General features: G+C 62.0%; 16 protein-coding genes. 10 read left to right on the top strand and 6 right to left on the bottom strand.

The genetic code is table 11. The features are described 5' to 3' along the window. Positions 1 to 9: 9 nt before the first annotated feature. The 4 genes from cysC to HNQ36_RS12530 all read left to right on the top strand — a co-directional run bounded on the left by cysC (position 10) and on the right by HNQ36_RS12530 (position 6,484). Complete coding sequence (cysC, locus tag HNQ36_RS12545; protein ID WP_184085489.1) at positions 10 to 1,944, top strand: adenylyl-sulfate kinase; 1,935 nt, start codon at positions 10 to 12, stop codon at positions 1,942 to 1,944. Positions 1,945 to 2,170: 226 nt separating this feature from the next. Continuing rightward, entirely contained in the window at positions 2,171 to 4,333 is a 2,163-nt protein-coding gene (locus HNQ36_RS12540; protein WP_184085487.1) for a malate synthase G, read from the top strand. 209 nt (positions 4,334 to 4,542) lie between these two features. Then, the gene (locus HNQ36_RS12535; RefSeq protein ID WP_184085485.1) at positions 4,543 to 6,213 is read left to right on the top strand and encodes a methyl-accepting chemotaxis protein; all 1,671 of its coding nucleotides are present in this window, start codon (positions 4,543 to 4,545) and stop codon (positions 6,211 to 6,213) included. Positions 6,214 to 6,283: 70 nt separating this feature from the next. Beyond that, positions 6,284 to 6,484 (top strand): CsbD family protein, encoded by a 201-nt coding sequence (locus tag HNQ36_RS12530; protein ID WP_019199909.1) that lies wholly within the window; start codon positions 6,284 to 6,286, stop codon positions 6,482 to 6,484. Positions 6,485 to 6,571: 87 nt separating this feature from the next. Here the strand turns inward: HNQ36_RS12530 and HNQ36_RS12525 are convergent, their stop codons facing one another. From HNQ36_RS12525 to HNQ36_RS12515, 3 genes are all read right to left on the bottom strand, one after another. After that, positions 6,572 to 6,733, bottom strand: a complete 162-nt coding sequence (locus HNQ36_RS12525; protein ID WP_002714461.1) for a Thivi_2564 family membrane protein — start codon at positions 6,731 to 6,733, stop codon at positions 6,572 to 6,574. 118 nt (positions 6,734 to 6,851) lie between these two features. Next, positions 6,852 to 7,514: a DUF2865 domain-containing protein gene (locus HNQ36_RS12520; RefSeq protein WP_184085483.1), complete on the bottom strand. Its 663-nt coding sequence runs from the start codon at positions 7,512 to 7,514 to the stop codon at positions 6,852 to 6,854. 52 nt (positions 7,515 to 7,566) lie between these two features. Further along, positions 7,567 to 8,403 carry a L,D-transpeptidase gene (locus HNQ36_RS12515; protein ID WP_184085481.1) on the bottom strand — a complete coding sequence of 279 codons (837 nt, stop codon included), beginning with the start codon at positions 8,401 to 8,403 and terminating at the stop codon, positions 7,567 to 7,569. A gap of 214 nt (positions 8,404 to 8,617) precedes the next feature. Between HNQ36_RS12515 and HNQ36_RS12510 the strand changes: the two genes are divergently transcribed. From HNQ36_RS12510 to HNQ36_RS12495, 4 genes are all read left to right on the top strand, one after another. After that, complete coding sequence (locus HNQ36_RS12510; protein WP_019199906.1) at positions 8,618 to 8,776, top strand: DUF3309 family protein; 159 nt, start codon at positions 8,618 to 8,620, stop codon at positions 8,774 to 8,776. A 1-nt stretch (position 8,777) separates the two neighbouring features. Further along, positions 8,778 to 9,896 (top strand): AI-2E family transporter, encoded by a 1,119-nt coding sequence (locus HNQ36_RS12505; protein WP_184085479.1) that lies wholly within the window; start codon positions 8,778 to 8,780, stop codon positions 9,894 to 9,896. Between the two features lie 66 nt (positions 9,897 to 9,962). After that, on the top strand, positions 9,963 to 10,334 hold the full coding sequence (locus HNQ36_RS12500) for an ElaB/YgaM/YqjD family protein (protein ID WP_184085477.1): 372 nt from the start codon (positions 9,963 to 9,965) through the stop codon (positions 10,332 to 10,334). Positions 10,335 to 10,415: 81 nt separating this feature from the next. Next, positions 10,416 to 10,853, top strand: coding sequence for a hypothetical protein (locus HNQ36_RS12495; protein ID WP_184085475.1), 438 nt, complete (start codon positions 10,416 to 10,418; stop codon positions 10,851 to 10,853). A gap of 69 nt (positions 10,854 to 10,922) precedes the next feature. On the opposite strand, the gene HNQ36_RS12490 is transcribed toward HNQ36_RS12495, so the two are convergent. Together HNQ36_RS12490 and HNQ36_RS12485 are read right to left on the bottom strand one after the other, a co-directional pair. Next, positions 10,923 to 11,378, bottom strand: coding sequence for a hypothetical protein (locus HNQ36_RS12490; protein ID WP_184085473.1), 456 nt, complete (start codon positions 11,376 to 11,378; stop codon positions 10,923 to 10,925). A gap of 327 nt (positions 11,379 to 11,705) precedes the next feature. Next, a complete protein-coding gene (locus HNQ36_RS12485; RefSeq protein ID WP_184085471.1) occupies positions 11,706 to 12,509 on the bottom strand; it encodes a response regulator in 804 nt (267 codons plus the stop codon). A 248-nt stretch (positions 12,510 to 12,757) separates the two neighbouring features. On the opposite strand from HNQ36_RS12485, the gene HNQ36_RS12480 reads away from it, so the two are divergent. Both HNQ36_RS12480 and HNQ36_RS12475 read left to right on the top strand, forming a co-directional pair. Further along, the gene (locus HNQ36_RS12480; RefSeq protein ID WP_184085470.1) at positions 12,758 to 12,985 is read left to right on the top strand and encodes a NepR family anti-sigma factor; all 228 of its coding nucleotides are present in this window, start codon (positions 12,758 to 12,760) and stop codon (positions 12,983 to 12,985) included. Next, positions 12,985 to 13,533 carry a sigma-70 family RNA polymerase sigma factor gene (locus tag HNQ36_RS12475; protein WP_046828680.1) on the top strand — a complete coding sequence of 183 codons (549 nt, stop codon included), beginning with the start codon at positions 12,985 to 12,987 and terminating at the stop codon, positions 13,531 to 13,533. Before HNQ36_RS12480 ends, HNQ36_RS12475 begins: the two co-directional genes overlap by 1 nt. A 231-nt stretch (positions 13,534 to 13,764) precedes the next feature. Here the strand turns inward: HNQ36_RS12475 and HNQ36_RS12470 are convergent, their stop codons facing one another. Further along, positions 13,765 to 15,417 (bottom strand): HWE histidine kinase domain-containing protein, encoded by a 1,653-nt coding sequence (locus HNQ36_RS12470; protein WP_184085468.1) that lies wholly within the window; start codon positions 15,415 to 15,417, stop codon positions 13,765 to 13,767. Between the last annotated feature and the right edge of the window lie 284 nt (positions 15,418 to 15,701).

The following is a 15,701-nucleotide window of genomic DNA, read 5'->3' as shown; positions in this document are numbered from 1 at the left end:
AGCGCCCCGATGAACATCGCAGTCTCCAAAATCGTGCCAACGGCTTCCCTCGCCACGATACCCAACGGCGTAACCGCGCGCCCGCAGGTCCGTATCGTCATCGTCGGCCATGTCGATCACGGCAAATCCACGCTGGTCGGCCGCCTGCTGCATGAAACCGGCAGTCTCCCGGACGGCAAGCTGGAGATGCTGCAGGCCGTCAGCGCGCGGCGCGGCATGCCGTTCGAATGGTCGTTTCTTTTGGACGCACTGCAGACCGAACGCGACCAGGGCATCACCATCGACACCACGCAGATCCGCTTCCGCACGCCCTCGCGCGACGTCGTTCTGATCGACGCGCCCGGCCATGCGGAATTCCTGCGCAACATGATCACCGGCGCATCGCAGGCTGACGGCGCAATCCTCATCATCGATGCGCTGGAAGGCGTGCGCGACCAGACCCGCCGCCACGGCTATCTGCTACATCTGCTGGGCGTCAAACAGGTCGCCGTTGTGGTCAACAAGATGGACCGCGTCGATTACAGCGCCGCGCGTTTCAAGGAGATCAGCGACGAGATTTCGGCGCATCTGATCGGCCTCGGCGTTACGCCCACCGCCATCGTGCCGATTTCCGCACGCGACGGCGACGGTGTCACGGAGCGCACCGCCAACATCAACTGGTATAGCGGCCCGACCGTGGTCGAGGCCATCGACGGACTGACCCCGGCGCGCGCGCTGGATGAGCTGGCATTACGACTGCCGGTGCAGGCAATCTACAAGTTCGACGACCGCCGCATCGTCGCAGGCCGCGTCGAATCCGGTCACATCGGCACCGGCGACGAAATCGTCATCATGCCCACCGGCAAGGTCGCCAAGGTCAAGTCCGTTGAAAGCTGGCCGCAGACACCGGCGACCACGCGGCAAGGTGCCGGCCGTTCGGTCGGCATCACGCTCGATCGTGAACTGTTTCTGGAACGCGGCGACGTGATCGCCCACGTCAAGGCTGCGCCGCGCGACACCCGCCGCCTGCGCGCCCGCATCTTCTGGCTGCACGACGCCCCCTTAAAGCCCGGCGCATCGGTTCTGGTGCGGCTCGGCACCATGGAAACCCGCGCCACGATCGTCGCCATCGACAAGGCGGTCGATCCCGGCGAACTCGCGAGCGTCGAAACGTCCTCCATCGGGCGCAACCATGTCGGCGAGATCGATATTTCGCTGGCAAAGCCGGTTGCTGTCGATCCGTACACGGACAATCCGCGCACCGGACGTCTCGTGATCGAGATCAACGGCCGCATCGCCGGCGGCGGTCTCGTGCTGAGCGTCGATTCCGGACAGCGCGCCATTCCCATCGACATCGTGCCGGTCGAATCCGCGCTGCGCCCGGAAGAGCGCTCGGCGCGTTACGGCCACGGCGGCGCGGTGGTCTGGCTGACCGGCTTGCCCGGCTCGGGCAAGTCAACGCTGGCGCGCGCACTCGAACGCAAGCTGTTCAGCCACGGCGGCTCTCCGCTGCTGCTTGACGGCGACACCTTGCGCGCAGGACTCAACGGCGATCTCGGATTCTCGCCGAAGGATCGCGCCGAGAACATCCGCCGCCTCGCCGAGATGGCAACGCATCTCGCGCGCAACGGCCATATCGCCATCGTCGCAGCGGTCTCGCCCTCCAGCGACGACCGCGCACAGGCACGGCGCATCGCCGACGATCTGTTCCGCGAAGTCTATGTGGCAACCCCGGCCGAGATTTGCGAAAGCCGCGATCCTAAAGGCCACTACGCCAAGGCGCGCGCGGGAAATCTGCCGAGCTTCACCGGCATCGCCAACGACTATCAGCCGCCGGCCAACGCCGAACTGACCATCGACACCTCGACACGTTCAGTCACTGAGGGCGCCGACGAGATCGAGCGATTGCTGGCGAATACGGGCGTGCTTTTCGGCGATCTCGACGATCTCGCCGCCAATATCTGAGCAGGGTCCCGGCGGTCCCCACCGGCCGCTTTTGCTCTGCGAAACTTGTGCCCCGCCCGATACCGGCGGGGGTCGTGGCATACGCCTTTCGGACCGGGAAGGGTCTTCTCTTTTGCCCGTTTTTGGCGTTAAAACCTCCCCGCCACGCCGCTTTCCAGCGGCAATCACCATTCATCCTGAAGCCCTGAGACGGCGTCGTTTTTCGCCGTTTTCCGTGAGATTTATCATGAAACGCATCGACGCCAGCGGTTTGAAGATCGCTCCTGTTCTGTTCGACTTTATTGCCAAGGAAGCGACCGCCGGCACCGGCATTGCGCCCGACGCCTTTTGGGCGGGCCTCGCGGGAATCGTCAAGGATCTCGCCCCGCGGACGCGCGACCTGCTCAAAACCCGCGACGCGCTGCAGGCCAAGATCGACGACTGGCACAAGGCCAACAAGGGCAAGGCGTTCAACATGGACGCCTACACCGCCTTCCTGAAAGAGATCGGCTACCTCCTGCCGGAGCCGGCGGCGAAGGACGTTCAGACCGCGAATGTCGATGAAGAACTCGCCAGCATGTTCGGACCGCAGCTCGTCGTGCCGCTGACCAATGCCCGTTATTCCCTGAACGCTGCGAACGCGCGCTGGGGCAGCCTGTATGACGCGCTCTACGGCACCGACGCCATCCCGCACGACCCGTCAGAGGGCGGCAAGGGTTACAACAAGGCGCGCGGCGACAAGGTCATCGCCAAGGCCAAGGCGTTTCTGGATCAGGCCGTGCCGCTCGCAACCGGCAACCACAGCGACGTCACCGCCTATCACATCGAACACGGCCAGCTTGCCGCCAAGCTCAAGAGCGGCAATGCCACCGCGCTCAAGAACAAGGCCCAGCTCGTGGGCTATCAGGGCGATGCCGCCTCTCCGACGTCGATCCTGCTGATCAACAACGGCATGCACATCGACGTGCAGATCAACCGCAACAACACCATCGGCAAGGACGATCCGGCCGGCGTCGCCGACATGATCCTGGAATCCGCGGTCTCGACCATTCTCGATATGGAAGACTCGGTCGCCGCCGTCGATGCCGACGACAAGGTTCTGGTCTATCGCAACGTGCTCGGCCTGATGAACGGCACGCTGTCGGCGGACTTCGAGAAGGGCGGCAAGACGCTGACCCGCGCGCTCAATGCCGACCGCACCTACACCGCAGCCGACGAGAAGGGCAAGGTGACCCTGCACGGCCGCAGCATGATGCTGATCCGCAACGTCGGCCACCACATGTACACCGACGCGGTGCTCGACAGCTCGGGTGAGGAAATTCCGGAAGGCATCCTCGATGCCGCCGTGACCGGTCTGCTTGCGCTTCACGACCTGAAGGGCAAGACCAAGGTCAAGAACAGCCGCGCCGGCTCGGTCTACATCGTCAAGCCGAAGATGCATGGCCCGGATGAGGTCGCGCTCACGGTCGACCTGTTCGGCCGCGTCGAGAAGATGCTGTCGATGGCAGCCAACACCATGAAGGTCGGCATCATGGATGAGGAACGCCGCACCACGGTGAACCTCCAGGCCTGCATCCAGAATGCCGCGCAGCGGATCTGCTTTATCAACACGGGATTCCTGGATCGCACCGGCGACGAAATCCATACGTCGATGGAAGCGGGTCCGATGATCCGCAAGAACGACATGAAGGCGCAGCCCTGGATCAAGGCCTACGAGGACTGGAACGTGGACATCGGTCTGGCCAACGGCCTGCCGGGTCACGCCCAGGTCGGCAAGGGCATGTGGGCAGCCCCCGACAAAATGGCCGACATGCTGACGCAGAAGATCGCGCACCCGCAGGCCGGCGCATCCACCGCCTGGGTGCCCTCGCCCACGGCCGCGACGCTGCACGCGCTGCACTATCATCAGGTCGATGTCGGCGCACGGCAGAAGGAACTGAAGAGCCGGGCGAAGGCGAAGCTGTCGGACGTCCTGACGATTCCGGTGTCGCAGTCGAACTGGGCGCCGGACGACGTCAAGCAGGAGATCGACAACAACTGCCAGGGCATTCTCGGCTATGTCGTGCGCTGGATCGATCAGGGCGTCGGCTGCTCCAAGGTGCCGGACATTCACGATGTCGGCCTGATGGAAGACCGCGCCACGCTGCGCATCTCGGCGCAGCACCTCGCCAACTGGTTGCATCAGGGCGTCGTCACCCGGGATCAGGTGATGGAATCCCTGAAGCGCATGGCCGCAATCGTGGACAAGCAGAACGCCGGCGATGCGCTTTACAAGCCGATGGCGCCGAAATTCGACGGCGTCGCCTTCCAGGCCGCCAGCGATCTGATCTTCAAGGGCCGCGAGCAGCCGAACGGCTACACCGAGTTCATCCTGCACGCACGACGCAAGGAAGCGAAGCTCGCGGGCTGACACCACGACACTTTCATGACGAAAACCCCGGCCTTGCGCCGGGGTTTTTGTTTGAGCGGACCTTATCACCAATGCGTTTTACGGTTTACGCCATCTTAACAGCGCGTCGTGAATGATCGATTCGGTGGCAGGCGGCGCGTCTGCCACTCTGAGATGATCCCGCCCTTCCCTGCGCGAATGCAGGCTTTCAAACAAGGAAGAAGAAATCGATGCGTGCATCGCTTGCCACGAAGCTGTCTTCTATGGTCGCCGTCGGACTGGCCGCAATCACCGGCGCCAGTCTCTGGCTTGCGGACGCCAGCATCGAATCCGAACGACAGGCAGTCTCCCGGCAGGCCGAGTTCAAGCAGCTGGGCGACGATCTCGCAGCCGGCTCGGACCTCCTGACCAACGAAGCGCGCCGCTACACCATCTTCGGAGAGAAGAAGCACCACGACGCCTACTGGCGCGAGGTGAACCAAACCAAGACACGTGATCGCGTCGTTCAGCGCCTGACCCAGCTCGGCGCGCCAAAGGCAGAACTGGACCTGATCGAAAAAGCGAAGGCCAACTCGGATGCCCTCATCAAGATCGAGGAAGCCGCCATGGCAGCGGTGCAGAAGGGCGACCTCGAGCAGGCCCGCAAGCTGATGTTCGACGCGAACTACGATCGCAACAAGGCTGTGATCGTGCAGCCGCTCGACGAATTCCAGACCAAGATGAACACCCGCGCCAGACTGGAGACGGAAAGCGCACAGTCCCGCGCGCGCTGGATGGGCTTCATCGCCCAGGTCATGACCATCCTGTCGGCCGTCACCTTCATCGCGATCCTCTATTTCGTGTTCAGCCGCCGCGTGGTCGCCCCGCTGACGCAGCTTGGCGCCGTCGTGACGCGCCTTGCCGAGCAGGATTACAAGGCTGAGGTGCCGAACATCGACCGGCAGGACGAAATCGGCGACATGGCCCGCGCGGTGCAGATCTTCAAGCAGAACGGCATCGAGCGCGAGAGACTGGAAGCCGAACAGCGCAACGAACGTTCCGCCAAGGAACGTCGCGCCGCGCAGATGGAGCGGCTGACCCTGGAGTTCGAGACGAAAGTCGGCAATCTCGTTCAGCTTCTGTCGACGGCGTCGAGCGACATGCAGATGACCGCCCAATCGATGTCGGCGACCGCCGAGGAGACCAACCAGCAGTCGACCGCCGTTGCCTCCGCTGCGGAAACCGCATCGCTGAACGTCGAATCGGTCGCCGCAGCAGCGGAAGAACTCTCGTCGTCGATCGGTGAAATCAGCCGTCAGGTCACCCAATCGGCAACCATCGCAAGCACCGCGGTGGCTGACGCCAAGCGCACCGACCAGACCGTTCAGACGCTGGCCGAAGGCGCCCAGAAGATCGGCGAAGTGGTCACGCTGATCCAGACCATTGCATCGCAGACCAACCTGCTCGCCCTCAACGCCACGATCGAAGCCGCACGGGCGGGTGACGCGGGGCGCGGGTTTGCCGTGGTTGCAACCGAAGTGAAGAGCCTCGCCACCCAGACCGCTCAGGCGACCGAGGAGATTTCATCGCTGGTGAACCAGATCCAGATCGCCACGCGCGACGCGGTCGCTGCGGTCCAGGGCATCGGAACGACGATCGACGACATCAGCAAGATCTCCGCCGCCATCGCTGCCGCGGTGGAGGAACAATCTGTCGCAACCAAGGAAATCGCGCAGAACGTGCAACGCGCATCTGCCGGCACCGCCGAAGTGACCGCCAACATCGGGGGCGTGCGACAGGCTGCGACCGATACCGGCTCTGCGGCAGAGAAAGTGCTCGGCGCAGCCGGGCGACTGTCGCAACAGTCCAACGAGTTGCAGAGCGAGGTTCGCGTGTTCCTCGGCAGCGTGAAGGCCGCTTAACAAAGGCGTCATTGGCGGAACAGTTGCCGGTGCATGACGTTATCGATCACATTCACAGAGGAGATGATCGATGGATTGGAACCGCGTTGAAGGTAACTGGAAGCAGTTCAAGGGTGCTGCGAAGGAAAAATGGGGCAAGCTGACCGATGACGATCTCGATGTCATCGAAGGCCGCCGCGAGCAGCTCGAAGGCAAGCTCCAGCAGCGCTACGGCTTCGCCAAGGATCAGATCCACAAGGACGTGGACGACTGGTTCAAGACGCTGAAGTAGCCGCAACAAACAAGCAGCAAAAAGCCCCGGCAATGCCGGGGCTTTTTGTTTGAGGTGCGAACTTCGTCGCAGCCTGCGCCGCCGGCGCTAGAACACCGCGAGATATTTCAGAATCGAGATGATGCCGATGATGATGACGATGGCGCGGACGATCTGCTTTGCGCGGCCGTCGATCGGCAGCAGATTGACAAGGTAAAGAACCAGAATAACGACGAGGAACGTGATCAGGACGCTGATAAGCAAAGACATGGTAACCCCTCATGCAATCGAAAAGCAGGGAGCGAGAAACTCGTCCCGTGTCCCTGCAAATCCAACGATCACATTGAGATTTGGTTCCCGTCCGGGAACAGAGAACACATCCCGCGAACTACTGCGCCGCGACGACCGGCAGACGTTCGAATTTCGCACGAACGGATTTCGGCGCCGGCGTGAAATTGAGCGCAGCGCTGCGGCGGCTGCTGCCTGCGATCATCAAGCCATCGGCGCCGGCAACGATATCGCCCTTGCGCAGGGTCGGATCGTCTTCGATCTTGACCGAGGCCAGTCCCGCCGGGTCCTTGCCGTTGCAGGTGCAGCCCGCGATCAATTCCTTACGATAGCGAAATGCGTTCGGAAGATCCGAATAGGACTTTCCGGTTTCGCTCGACGCGTGATCGATCGATCCGCCGTAGAAAATTTTCGTCTCGGAGGCCGGACAGAAACTCTTGCAGGCTTCGGCCTTGGTCTGTCCTTCAGATGCGGCGACCGGGAAGTATCGGCCATCGCAGGTCCGCACGCAGTAGGACGTCGATCCATAGCTTCCGCCATAGATATTGACCCGTCTGCCCGGCGACGGCTGCGCGTCACCGAACGGGGAAACGAACGGCATCGATGGCGGCGGGCTTGGATGCGCGTTGTCGTTCATGATGCCGCCGAAGAACGAGGAAAAAAAGTCGCGGGCATGCGCAGCCGATGCACCCGCCACAACCGTGACAAGCGCAATCGCGACGGCGGACGCCATCGATCGGCGACTCAACTTGAACTGACGCATGATGCCCTCTTCAGCCTGGTTCATCCGGTACATGGCCTGCTCAAACTTTCACTCAATATAATCCGGTCAATTTGACGTTTTGTGACGTGCGCGGAGCAGCCGAGTCGCTCACGCGCAGCGGCTTGAGCGCGTTGGCTCTCGGGGCCGCTCTCTCTTTTGTAGCATCGGCTTCGATCCGGCGGCTCTTCGGCAGCACGACAACCTTGGTGCCGATGGAAACGCGGCTGGCCAGATCCTGCACATCGTCATTCGTCAGACGGATACAGCCGCTGGAGACGAACTTGCCGATCGTGGACGGATCGTTGGTGCCGTGAATGCGGTAAGCGCTGGAGCCGAGATACATCGCCGCTGCGCCCAGCGGATTTCCCGGACCGCCCGCGACGAAGCGCGGCAGGTAGGGCTGGCGCGCGATCATCTCCGCCGGCGGGTGCCAGTCAGGCCAGGCCGCCTTGCGCGACACGGTCTGCACACCCGACCAGGTGAAGCCCTCGCGGCCGACGCCGACGCCGTAGCGGATCGCCCGGCCCTGACCGAGCACGTAATAGAGCGTGGTGTTGCCGGTATCGATCACGATGGTGCCGGGCGCTTCGTGCGTCCCGTAGGAGACGACCTTGCGTTGCAGCCGCTCGGGAACGACAGCAGAACTGTCGCTGTCATCCTCGGTCACGTTTGGCGAAGGCAGCGCTTGCCGATCCGACCAGAACGAGCCCTGCGAATATCCATTTGAATATCCAGCGTATCCAAGCGTTTGCGACATCGCGGGGGTGGCCAGGACGAGCGGGAATGCCATCGCCGCCACAGTGAAGCCGCGAGTTGATCGAAGGGACGTGGTGAAAATCCGGGAGATGGAATTTGGAGACACTGAATTCGCCTGCACCGAATGTGTCATGACCTGCCTCGGGGTTCTGCGATGGCATCGTGTGATGCGGATACAGAGCGAACGCGGGGTCATGGCTTTTGGTTCCGACGCTCTCCTCGCAGCGATTGTTTGTGCATGCCGGCACGGTGCCGGTTCACGCCAAGACAGTGGAACCTTGGGACCGGCTGACGGTTAGCGGTCCCGGAGGCCGGCTGGGGCCGGTGTAAAATCGAGGACTTTCATCATGTCTCTTGGCACCATTCTCATCATTATTTTGATCCTTATCCTGCTCGGCGTCATTCCAAGCTGGGGCCACAGCGCAAACTGGGGTTACGGCCCGTCGGGGATCGTCGGCACCATCCTGGTGATCGTGGTGATCCTGCTGTTGCTCGGCAGAATCTGACGTGCCCGACGTACGCCGGGAGGTGCGCGACAGGATTCGTCCGGCGAAGTCTTCGCCGGACGAGCAGGACGAGCAGCAGCCTCCGGCTATTGGACAAGCGGAGATCGTTTCTTTTTCGCTGGTCGCGCTGCTCATCATCAGCGTGGTCGCGGTGCTGTACGTCGCGCGGGCCTTCTTCCTTCCGACGGTGACAGCGCTTGTGATCGGCACCATGCTGTCTCCGGCGGCGAAATTCTTCGAGCGTTATGGAATTCCACGCTCGGTCTCGGCGGTCCTGATCGTCTCGGCAACCTGCGCCGCATTGGCCTTCATGGTGGCGCTGATTTCCGCGCCGGTGATGGAGTGGACCACCCGGCTGCCGGAGCTTCAGTCGTCGCTCAAGGAGAAATTCCATATCTTCGACCGGCCGATCGCGCTCTGGCATCAGGTGCAGGGCCTGTTCGGCGGCACGCCGACAACTGGCGAAACCGGCTTTCCGGTACCGAAGATCGAATGGGTACAGCCGACGCTCGAATTTCTGTCCCCGACGTTCACCGAGATCCTCCTGTTCTTCGCGGTCCTCGTTCTTTTCATCGCAAGCTGGCCGGACCTGCGCCGCGCGCTCGTTCTGAACTTCAACGGACACGACTCGCGGCTGCGCACCCTGCGCATCCTGAACGCGATCGAGAGCAATCTCGGCGGCTATCTCCTGACGGTGACCCTGATCAACATGGGGCTTGGCATCGCCACCGGATTGATCTGCGCCGCCGCCGGAATGCCGAATCCCGCCGGTCTCGGCGCGCTTGCCGCGACGCTCAACTACATTCCGATCATCGGACCCATTGTCATGTTCGTGGTGCTTGCGGCGGTTGGCATTGTTACGGCGTCAACGCTCAGCGGCGGACTGGTCGCGGCGACCTGCTTTGCCATCGTGGCCTTTATCGAAGGGCATTTCATCACGCCTATGATCATCGGGCGGCGGCTAGCGCTGAATGCGCTGGCGGTGTTCATCACGCTGGCTTTCTGGACATGGCTGTGGGGACCGATGGGTGCGTTTCTGGCATCGCCGATCCTGATCGTGGGCCTGGTCCTCAAGGAGCACTTGATGCCGGTCAAGGACACCCAGCTGCCCGGCGACTAATCAGCAATGGAACCTTCACCAGAACCGCGCGTTTTTGCACGGAGCCATGCGGCACAGGAGTTTTAGATGTCCAGCACCGACGGCGAAGACGCCATGAAATCCATGACGGACAAAGCCACACATGAACGCCTTCAGAAGGATGTAGAAGCCGTGAAAAACGATATCTCAGCACTCGCAGACCAGATTTCGGATGTGATCGAGGCTTTCAAGGGCGATGCCCGCAAGCAGGCCAAGCGGACGTACAAGCAGGCCCGCTCCAATGTGGATTCGATGATGTCCGACGCCAGCAAGCGCGGTGGCGAGGCGCTGGACGCCGCGCAGGATTATGCCAGCACGCTGGAGGAATCGCTCGAAGACGCCATCACGCAGCGCCCGCTGGCCGCGGTCGGCCTCGCCGTCGGGCTCGGCTTTCTGATCGGCGTGACCTGGCGCCGGTAACGCGGATTTTTCAGGCCACCGGCACCCCGCCGGTGGCGCTCGGGGCGGATTTTTCGTTGACGGATACTGATCGGATTTTCGATGTTTCAGAAATTCATGGATGACTTTCGCGAAAGCACCGGGAGTGCGCTGCGGCTGACATCTCTGGCAATCGCCGTCGCGGTGTTGCTGTTCATCACAACCTCGTTCCTGTGCGCTGCGGCCTTCGTTTTTGTGCTGCAGAAATACGGATTGCTGCAGGCCTGCCTCGCGGGCGCCGGCGTGTTCTTCGTGGCGACGATGCTGGCGGCCGTCTCCTACATCGTTCGCAAGCGGCAGATCCGGAAGAGGCCGGTCGAGGCTACCAAATCCACCATGCAGGCCGCGCTGAGCGACCCGATGGTGCTGGCGGCGGGCCTGCAGATCGTTCGAACGATCGGGCTGAAGCGTATCATTCCCATCGTCGCTATTGGCGGCGTGGCCCTTGGCCTGATGGCGAGCCGCCGCCAAACGGCCGACGACGAACCCGAGGAAGAATGAACAAATTCAAAGCAATTCAAAAACAAAGAGCGCCGGTTGGCGCTCTTTTCGTTGGATCATGGCGAACGATCAGGTCACGCAGCGGCCCGGTGCGAGTTGCCTTGCGCCGGGTGCCAGAACGCTGACCACGGGCTCGCAGGCCACCGGCCGCGATCCTGCGGACGATCCCTTGCCCGTGCTCGTGGTCGACGCCGGAGCCTTGCGCAGGGCATCCGCCGCATCGCCTGACGGCATACGAACCATGACCGAGGAGTCGGAAGACCCGGGCACCTTGAATGAAATTGTGACGCCGCCGCCAGCGGGCGATACCGCCGGGTCGCGATCGCCCTTCGCCGACCGATCGACATTGACCGTGATTGTTTCAGCGCGCGCGATTGCTTCAGTGCGCACCGGATTCATCATCTCCGCGTCGCCGCGCTGAGCCGGACCAAGCAGGCCGTTTCCCGCCGACACTTCCAGATGCACGGCACCCAGTGCCAGCATCCCTGCCACCACTCCGAGAGTTCCAGAAGCGAGGTTAGACATCTTGCCGCCTCTACACGTTGCCATGCCGCACGACTGCGCGGCTCCGCGGTAACAACGTGCCTCGCGCAGCTTTCGTTCCGGCGGCACCATGGCGACGGCGCAAGAAAAATCTGATGCGGGCAGGAACATTGTCGTGAGGTGCGCGTCGTATCCACAGCCGGTCAAATCCCCCTGCCCCTAATCGACCGGCTTTACGGGGGTGTAGCCGTGGTGATGCCGGCTGCACCCCTTTTTCTTTGTCTTTCTGCAACGCACGAAAAAGCCGGAACGCGATCATCGCGCTCCGGCTTTCTTGTCACGGATGTGTGTTCAGGACGCCGTCGCCCTTCAGGACGCCGCGGCCCTGGGCCGGCTTTTGGAGTTGCGCTGGAAGAACAGCGCCTGGCTTGCGACCGCCGACACCATGGCCGGCTGGAAGGGCTTCGAAATCAGAAACGCCGGTTCAGGCCGCTCGCCCGTCAGGAAGCGCTCCGGGTAGGCGGTGATGAACACCACCGGTACCTCGAACGTCTTGAGCAGTTCGTTGACGGCATCAAGGCCCGAACTGCCATCCGCAAGCTGGATGTCCGCCAGGATAAGACCGGGCTTCTTGGACTTCGCCAGCGCGATGGCATCCGTGTGGGTCCGCGCCACGCCGATCACGTTGTGACCGAGATTCTTGACCAGGCTTTCGAGATCCATCGCGATGAAGGTCTCGTCCTCGATGATCAGGACATCGGTCGCAATCTCGGCAGCCAGTTCGCGGCCGGCGGTGTCCGCCAGTTCACGAACATGTGTCACGTCAGTATTCAGGATGTGGCCGACCTCTTCTTCCGCAAAGCCTTCGAGCGACAGCAGCAGAAACGCCTGACGCGCGAGCGCCGTCAGGCTCGACAGCCGCTGCTCGGACGCCACTGGCGCGGCACCCTTGTCGGTCGTCTCATTCAGGGAGACAGAATTCCAGATCTGCGTGAAAAGCCGGAACAGACCAACGCGCGGCCCGTGCTTTTCCTCCAGCAAGGCGGGGTCCTGGAGCAAGGCCTCAAGCATGGCTGCCACATAGGCATCTCCCGATGCCTGGCTTCCAGTCAGCGCGCGGGCATAGCGCCGCAACAGTGGCAGATGTTCAGCGACGAGCTGAGAACGAGACATACCCCCTCCAATCAATCTTCATTTTCCAATTTGGACCGTAACGCGGTCGGACGACCGCCGGTTCCCCGCTTCCGGCTGTTTACGTTTTAATCGGAGAAAAGTTCCGGTCGGTCTGGAACTTTCTGGTGAACCCCCCGTTGACGAGTACATGATCATGGGGCTGAAAGGCTTCGAAAGGAACAGAAAACTCTCGTGTTTCTAGTTAGTTAGCTACTGGCTGGCACACGGGACGACAACGGATCTGGCCAATGAAAGATTTGAAGCCTCCACAAAATAGGACATCCACCGGCGCCGGCAAGCAAGGTGGGCTCAATGCCGAAATCCAATCCCGTATCGGGCACCAGTTGCGCGCGATGTACGACGATGTCGTGCGTCAGGGCGTGCCGGACCGTTTTGCCGATCTGATCCGCCAGCTTGATTCTCAAGAAGCGGCATCACAGATCGCTGGAGACCCGACAAAAGACGGGAGGGAATAATGCCTCTCACGGATTCACTTCGCGACGACATTCTTGCGACCGTACCAAGCCTGCGCGCGTTCGCTATTTCTCTCAGCGGCAATGCCGACCGGGCGGACGATCTCGTCCAGGAAACGCTGTTGCGCGCCCTTGCGCATATCGATTCCTTCCAGCCGGGATCCAACCTGCCGGCGTGGCTGTTCACGATTCTGCGCAATCTCTTCCGCTCGGACTATCGCAAGCGGCGGCGGGAGGTTGAAGACGCCGATGGCAGCTATGCCAAGACGCTCAAGTCGCAGCCTGCCCAAAGCGCGCATCTCGAGTTCGAGGAGTTTCGAACCGCGCTCGACAAGCTGCCGCAGGATCAGCGCGAAGCGCTCATCCTGGTGGGCGCCTCCGGCTTCTCCTATGAAGATGCCGCGGCCATCTGCGGATGCGCGGTCGGCACCATCAAGAGCCGCGTGAACCGCGCACGTTCGAAGCTGAGCGCCCTGCTCTATGTCGATGGCGCCGAGGACTTCGGACCGGATGACACGATCCGCGCCGTGATCGGCGGGGGTGGCGGCTAGACCGCCATCTCGGCCTCACAGCCAGCAACTGAAAAACGCGGCCACCGGCAAGTGGCCGCGTTTTTTGCTGGATCAGTTCAGGCCGCCAAAGGCCCAGATTAAAATCAGCACGGGAATGGGAATCCCGAGCAGCCACAACAGCAGATAGCGTCCCATGTAACTTTCCTTTGCGTGACACAGCGTCTGCTGCTCAATCCATCGCCGGAAAGTTTGTTCCTCGATCCGCCCGGATCAGCGCTTTCTGACCGGCGCACCGATGCGCTCGGTGCGATCCATCTCGGTCTCGTCCACCACGGTCGCCATCGGAGCCGTCAGTTCGTAGACATAGCTGACGTCGGTGAAGTATCGCTTCGATGTGCCGCCCAGTGCTTCGGGAGCAACGCGATCCAGCAGCACAATTCCGAATTCGCTGTCGGCGCGGCGGGTCGCCGCACTGGTGTTGAATTCTTCCCAGCGGAAATGGAAAACCGCATCCGGCTCTTCGCTCACGCTCCAATCCGCGACGATATGCGGATGCTTGCCGACCAGCGATAGTCCTTCATCGGCATGGGACGCCAGTTCGAAAAACAGTAGCGACAGGCTCTGCGCCGCGCGCGCGCTCACGGTGACGTCAGGCCCGCTCAGCGCAATCCGGTCGGCATGGGGAATTGCGCGGGGCTCGAACAGGCCCTTGAGCTTGACGCCTTGCCACTGACTCTCGCTGAGAAGCGACACGACATGCGACATGGCATGAATTCGCCCGATCAGCAGGTCGCGGGCGACGTCGATGTCCGCGCCGTGACGCATGGTCCGCGTCACGATCGACTGGATGACCGCCAGAATGTTCTTCACGCGATGATTGAGCTCATCGATCACCGCGGTCAGCCGGCGTTCGAAGTCGATACGGGTCTGGATTTCCCGGCTGAGGCGCACGTTGTTATAGGACACATATCCGAACAGGCCGCAGAGAATGAGGGTCAGCGCCACGCCGATCAGCGTGACGATGCCCGCGAGCTCCTGGGCGCGCGTCGCGACATTCGTCTTGGCGTAATAGATCAGCGTCCAGTCCCGCGCGCCGAATGAAACGACGCGCAGCAGCGGCGGGTTCTCGGCGTCAAGCTGCAGCGGAACCGACGTGACATTGCCTTCGGAATCCGAGGTCAGGTTGTCCGAGGCATTTCTCGGATCGCGCAGCGCCACTGAGAACAGGGACAGATCGTCACTGGCGAGCATCAAGGGCGCCAACCGGTAAGAAATCGTCAAAAAGCCTGCAGTGCTGGTCCCGGTGTCCGTCCGCACCGGCGACGCCAGCACAATGCCCATCGGGCCGCCGATACGCAGCAGCACGAAAGGATCGGACGACACCGGCCGGCCCTCCTCCACCGCGCGGTTGAGCATGGGCATGATCACCGGATGGCTGTTCAGTATCCGGCCGACGAACGCCTTGGTCTCGTCGTTCTGCGGTTCGACATCCATCACGACGGTCGCCGGATCGGGCACCGCCGCCGGATTCAGCGGCGTATCGTCGACATTCCGGATTGTCGGATTGGGGAAAGCGGCAAGTTTCAGTTCGTTCTGCGCCCGGCCGAAATCGGCGCGCGGAACGCGAGCCACCCAGCTTGCGACAAGGAAATCGGTCTTGAAGGCGTAGATCGATGACCGCAACGGCTGCAACGCATTGGCCATGTTGATCGATGGCGACCGAAACAGCCCGACCGCGACCCGGGCCAGCAACTCACGTTCGCTGAGGCGCTCCTGGACCAGGCTGGCATGGGTATCGACCGATCGGGCCAGATCAATCCGGCCGATCGAGAGTTCCTGATCGTAGACCTTCATGGCCACGAGACCGGAGATAACCACTCCGATGATCGCCATCAGTCCGATGATGAGGCCGAGACGGAGCACGCAGTTACTCGAAAGCAATAAGGGATGAAAATGAGCCCAGGCCAGTGAGGCTGGCCCGGCGGAAGCGGCGGTCGTACGCAGATCCCGAACTACTCGTCATGAATACTCTGTTCCGGCCGTATCCTGGGTCGATGGCCGGCACGGCCTGAATGTCTCGCGAATGGAATAATGTAGGCGCTGCCAGATGGTTCCAGCGACGGGAAAATATACCTGTCGGAATTCATGGTAAACCCGCAGAACGCAGCCGTCAGGCCACGACCAAGGCCAGCCCCAGCACCACCGTG

Source organism: Afipia massiliensis, assembly GCF_014203115.1.
GTDB lineage: Bacteria > Pseudomonadota > Alphaproteobacteria > Rhizobiales > Xanthobacteraceae > Afipia > Afipia massiliensis.
The sequence above is the reverse complement of the archived record's forward strand: the minus strand, read 5'-3'. Positions and strand labels throughout refer to the sequence as shown.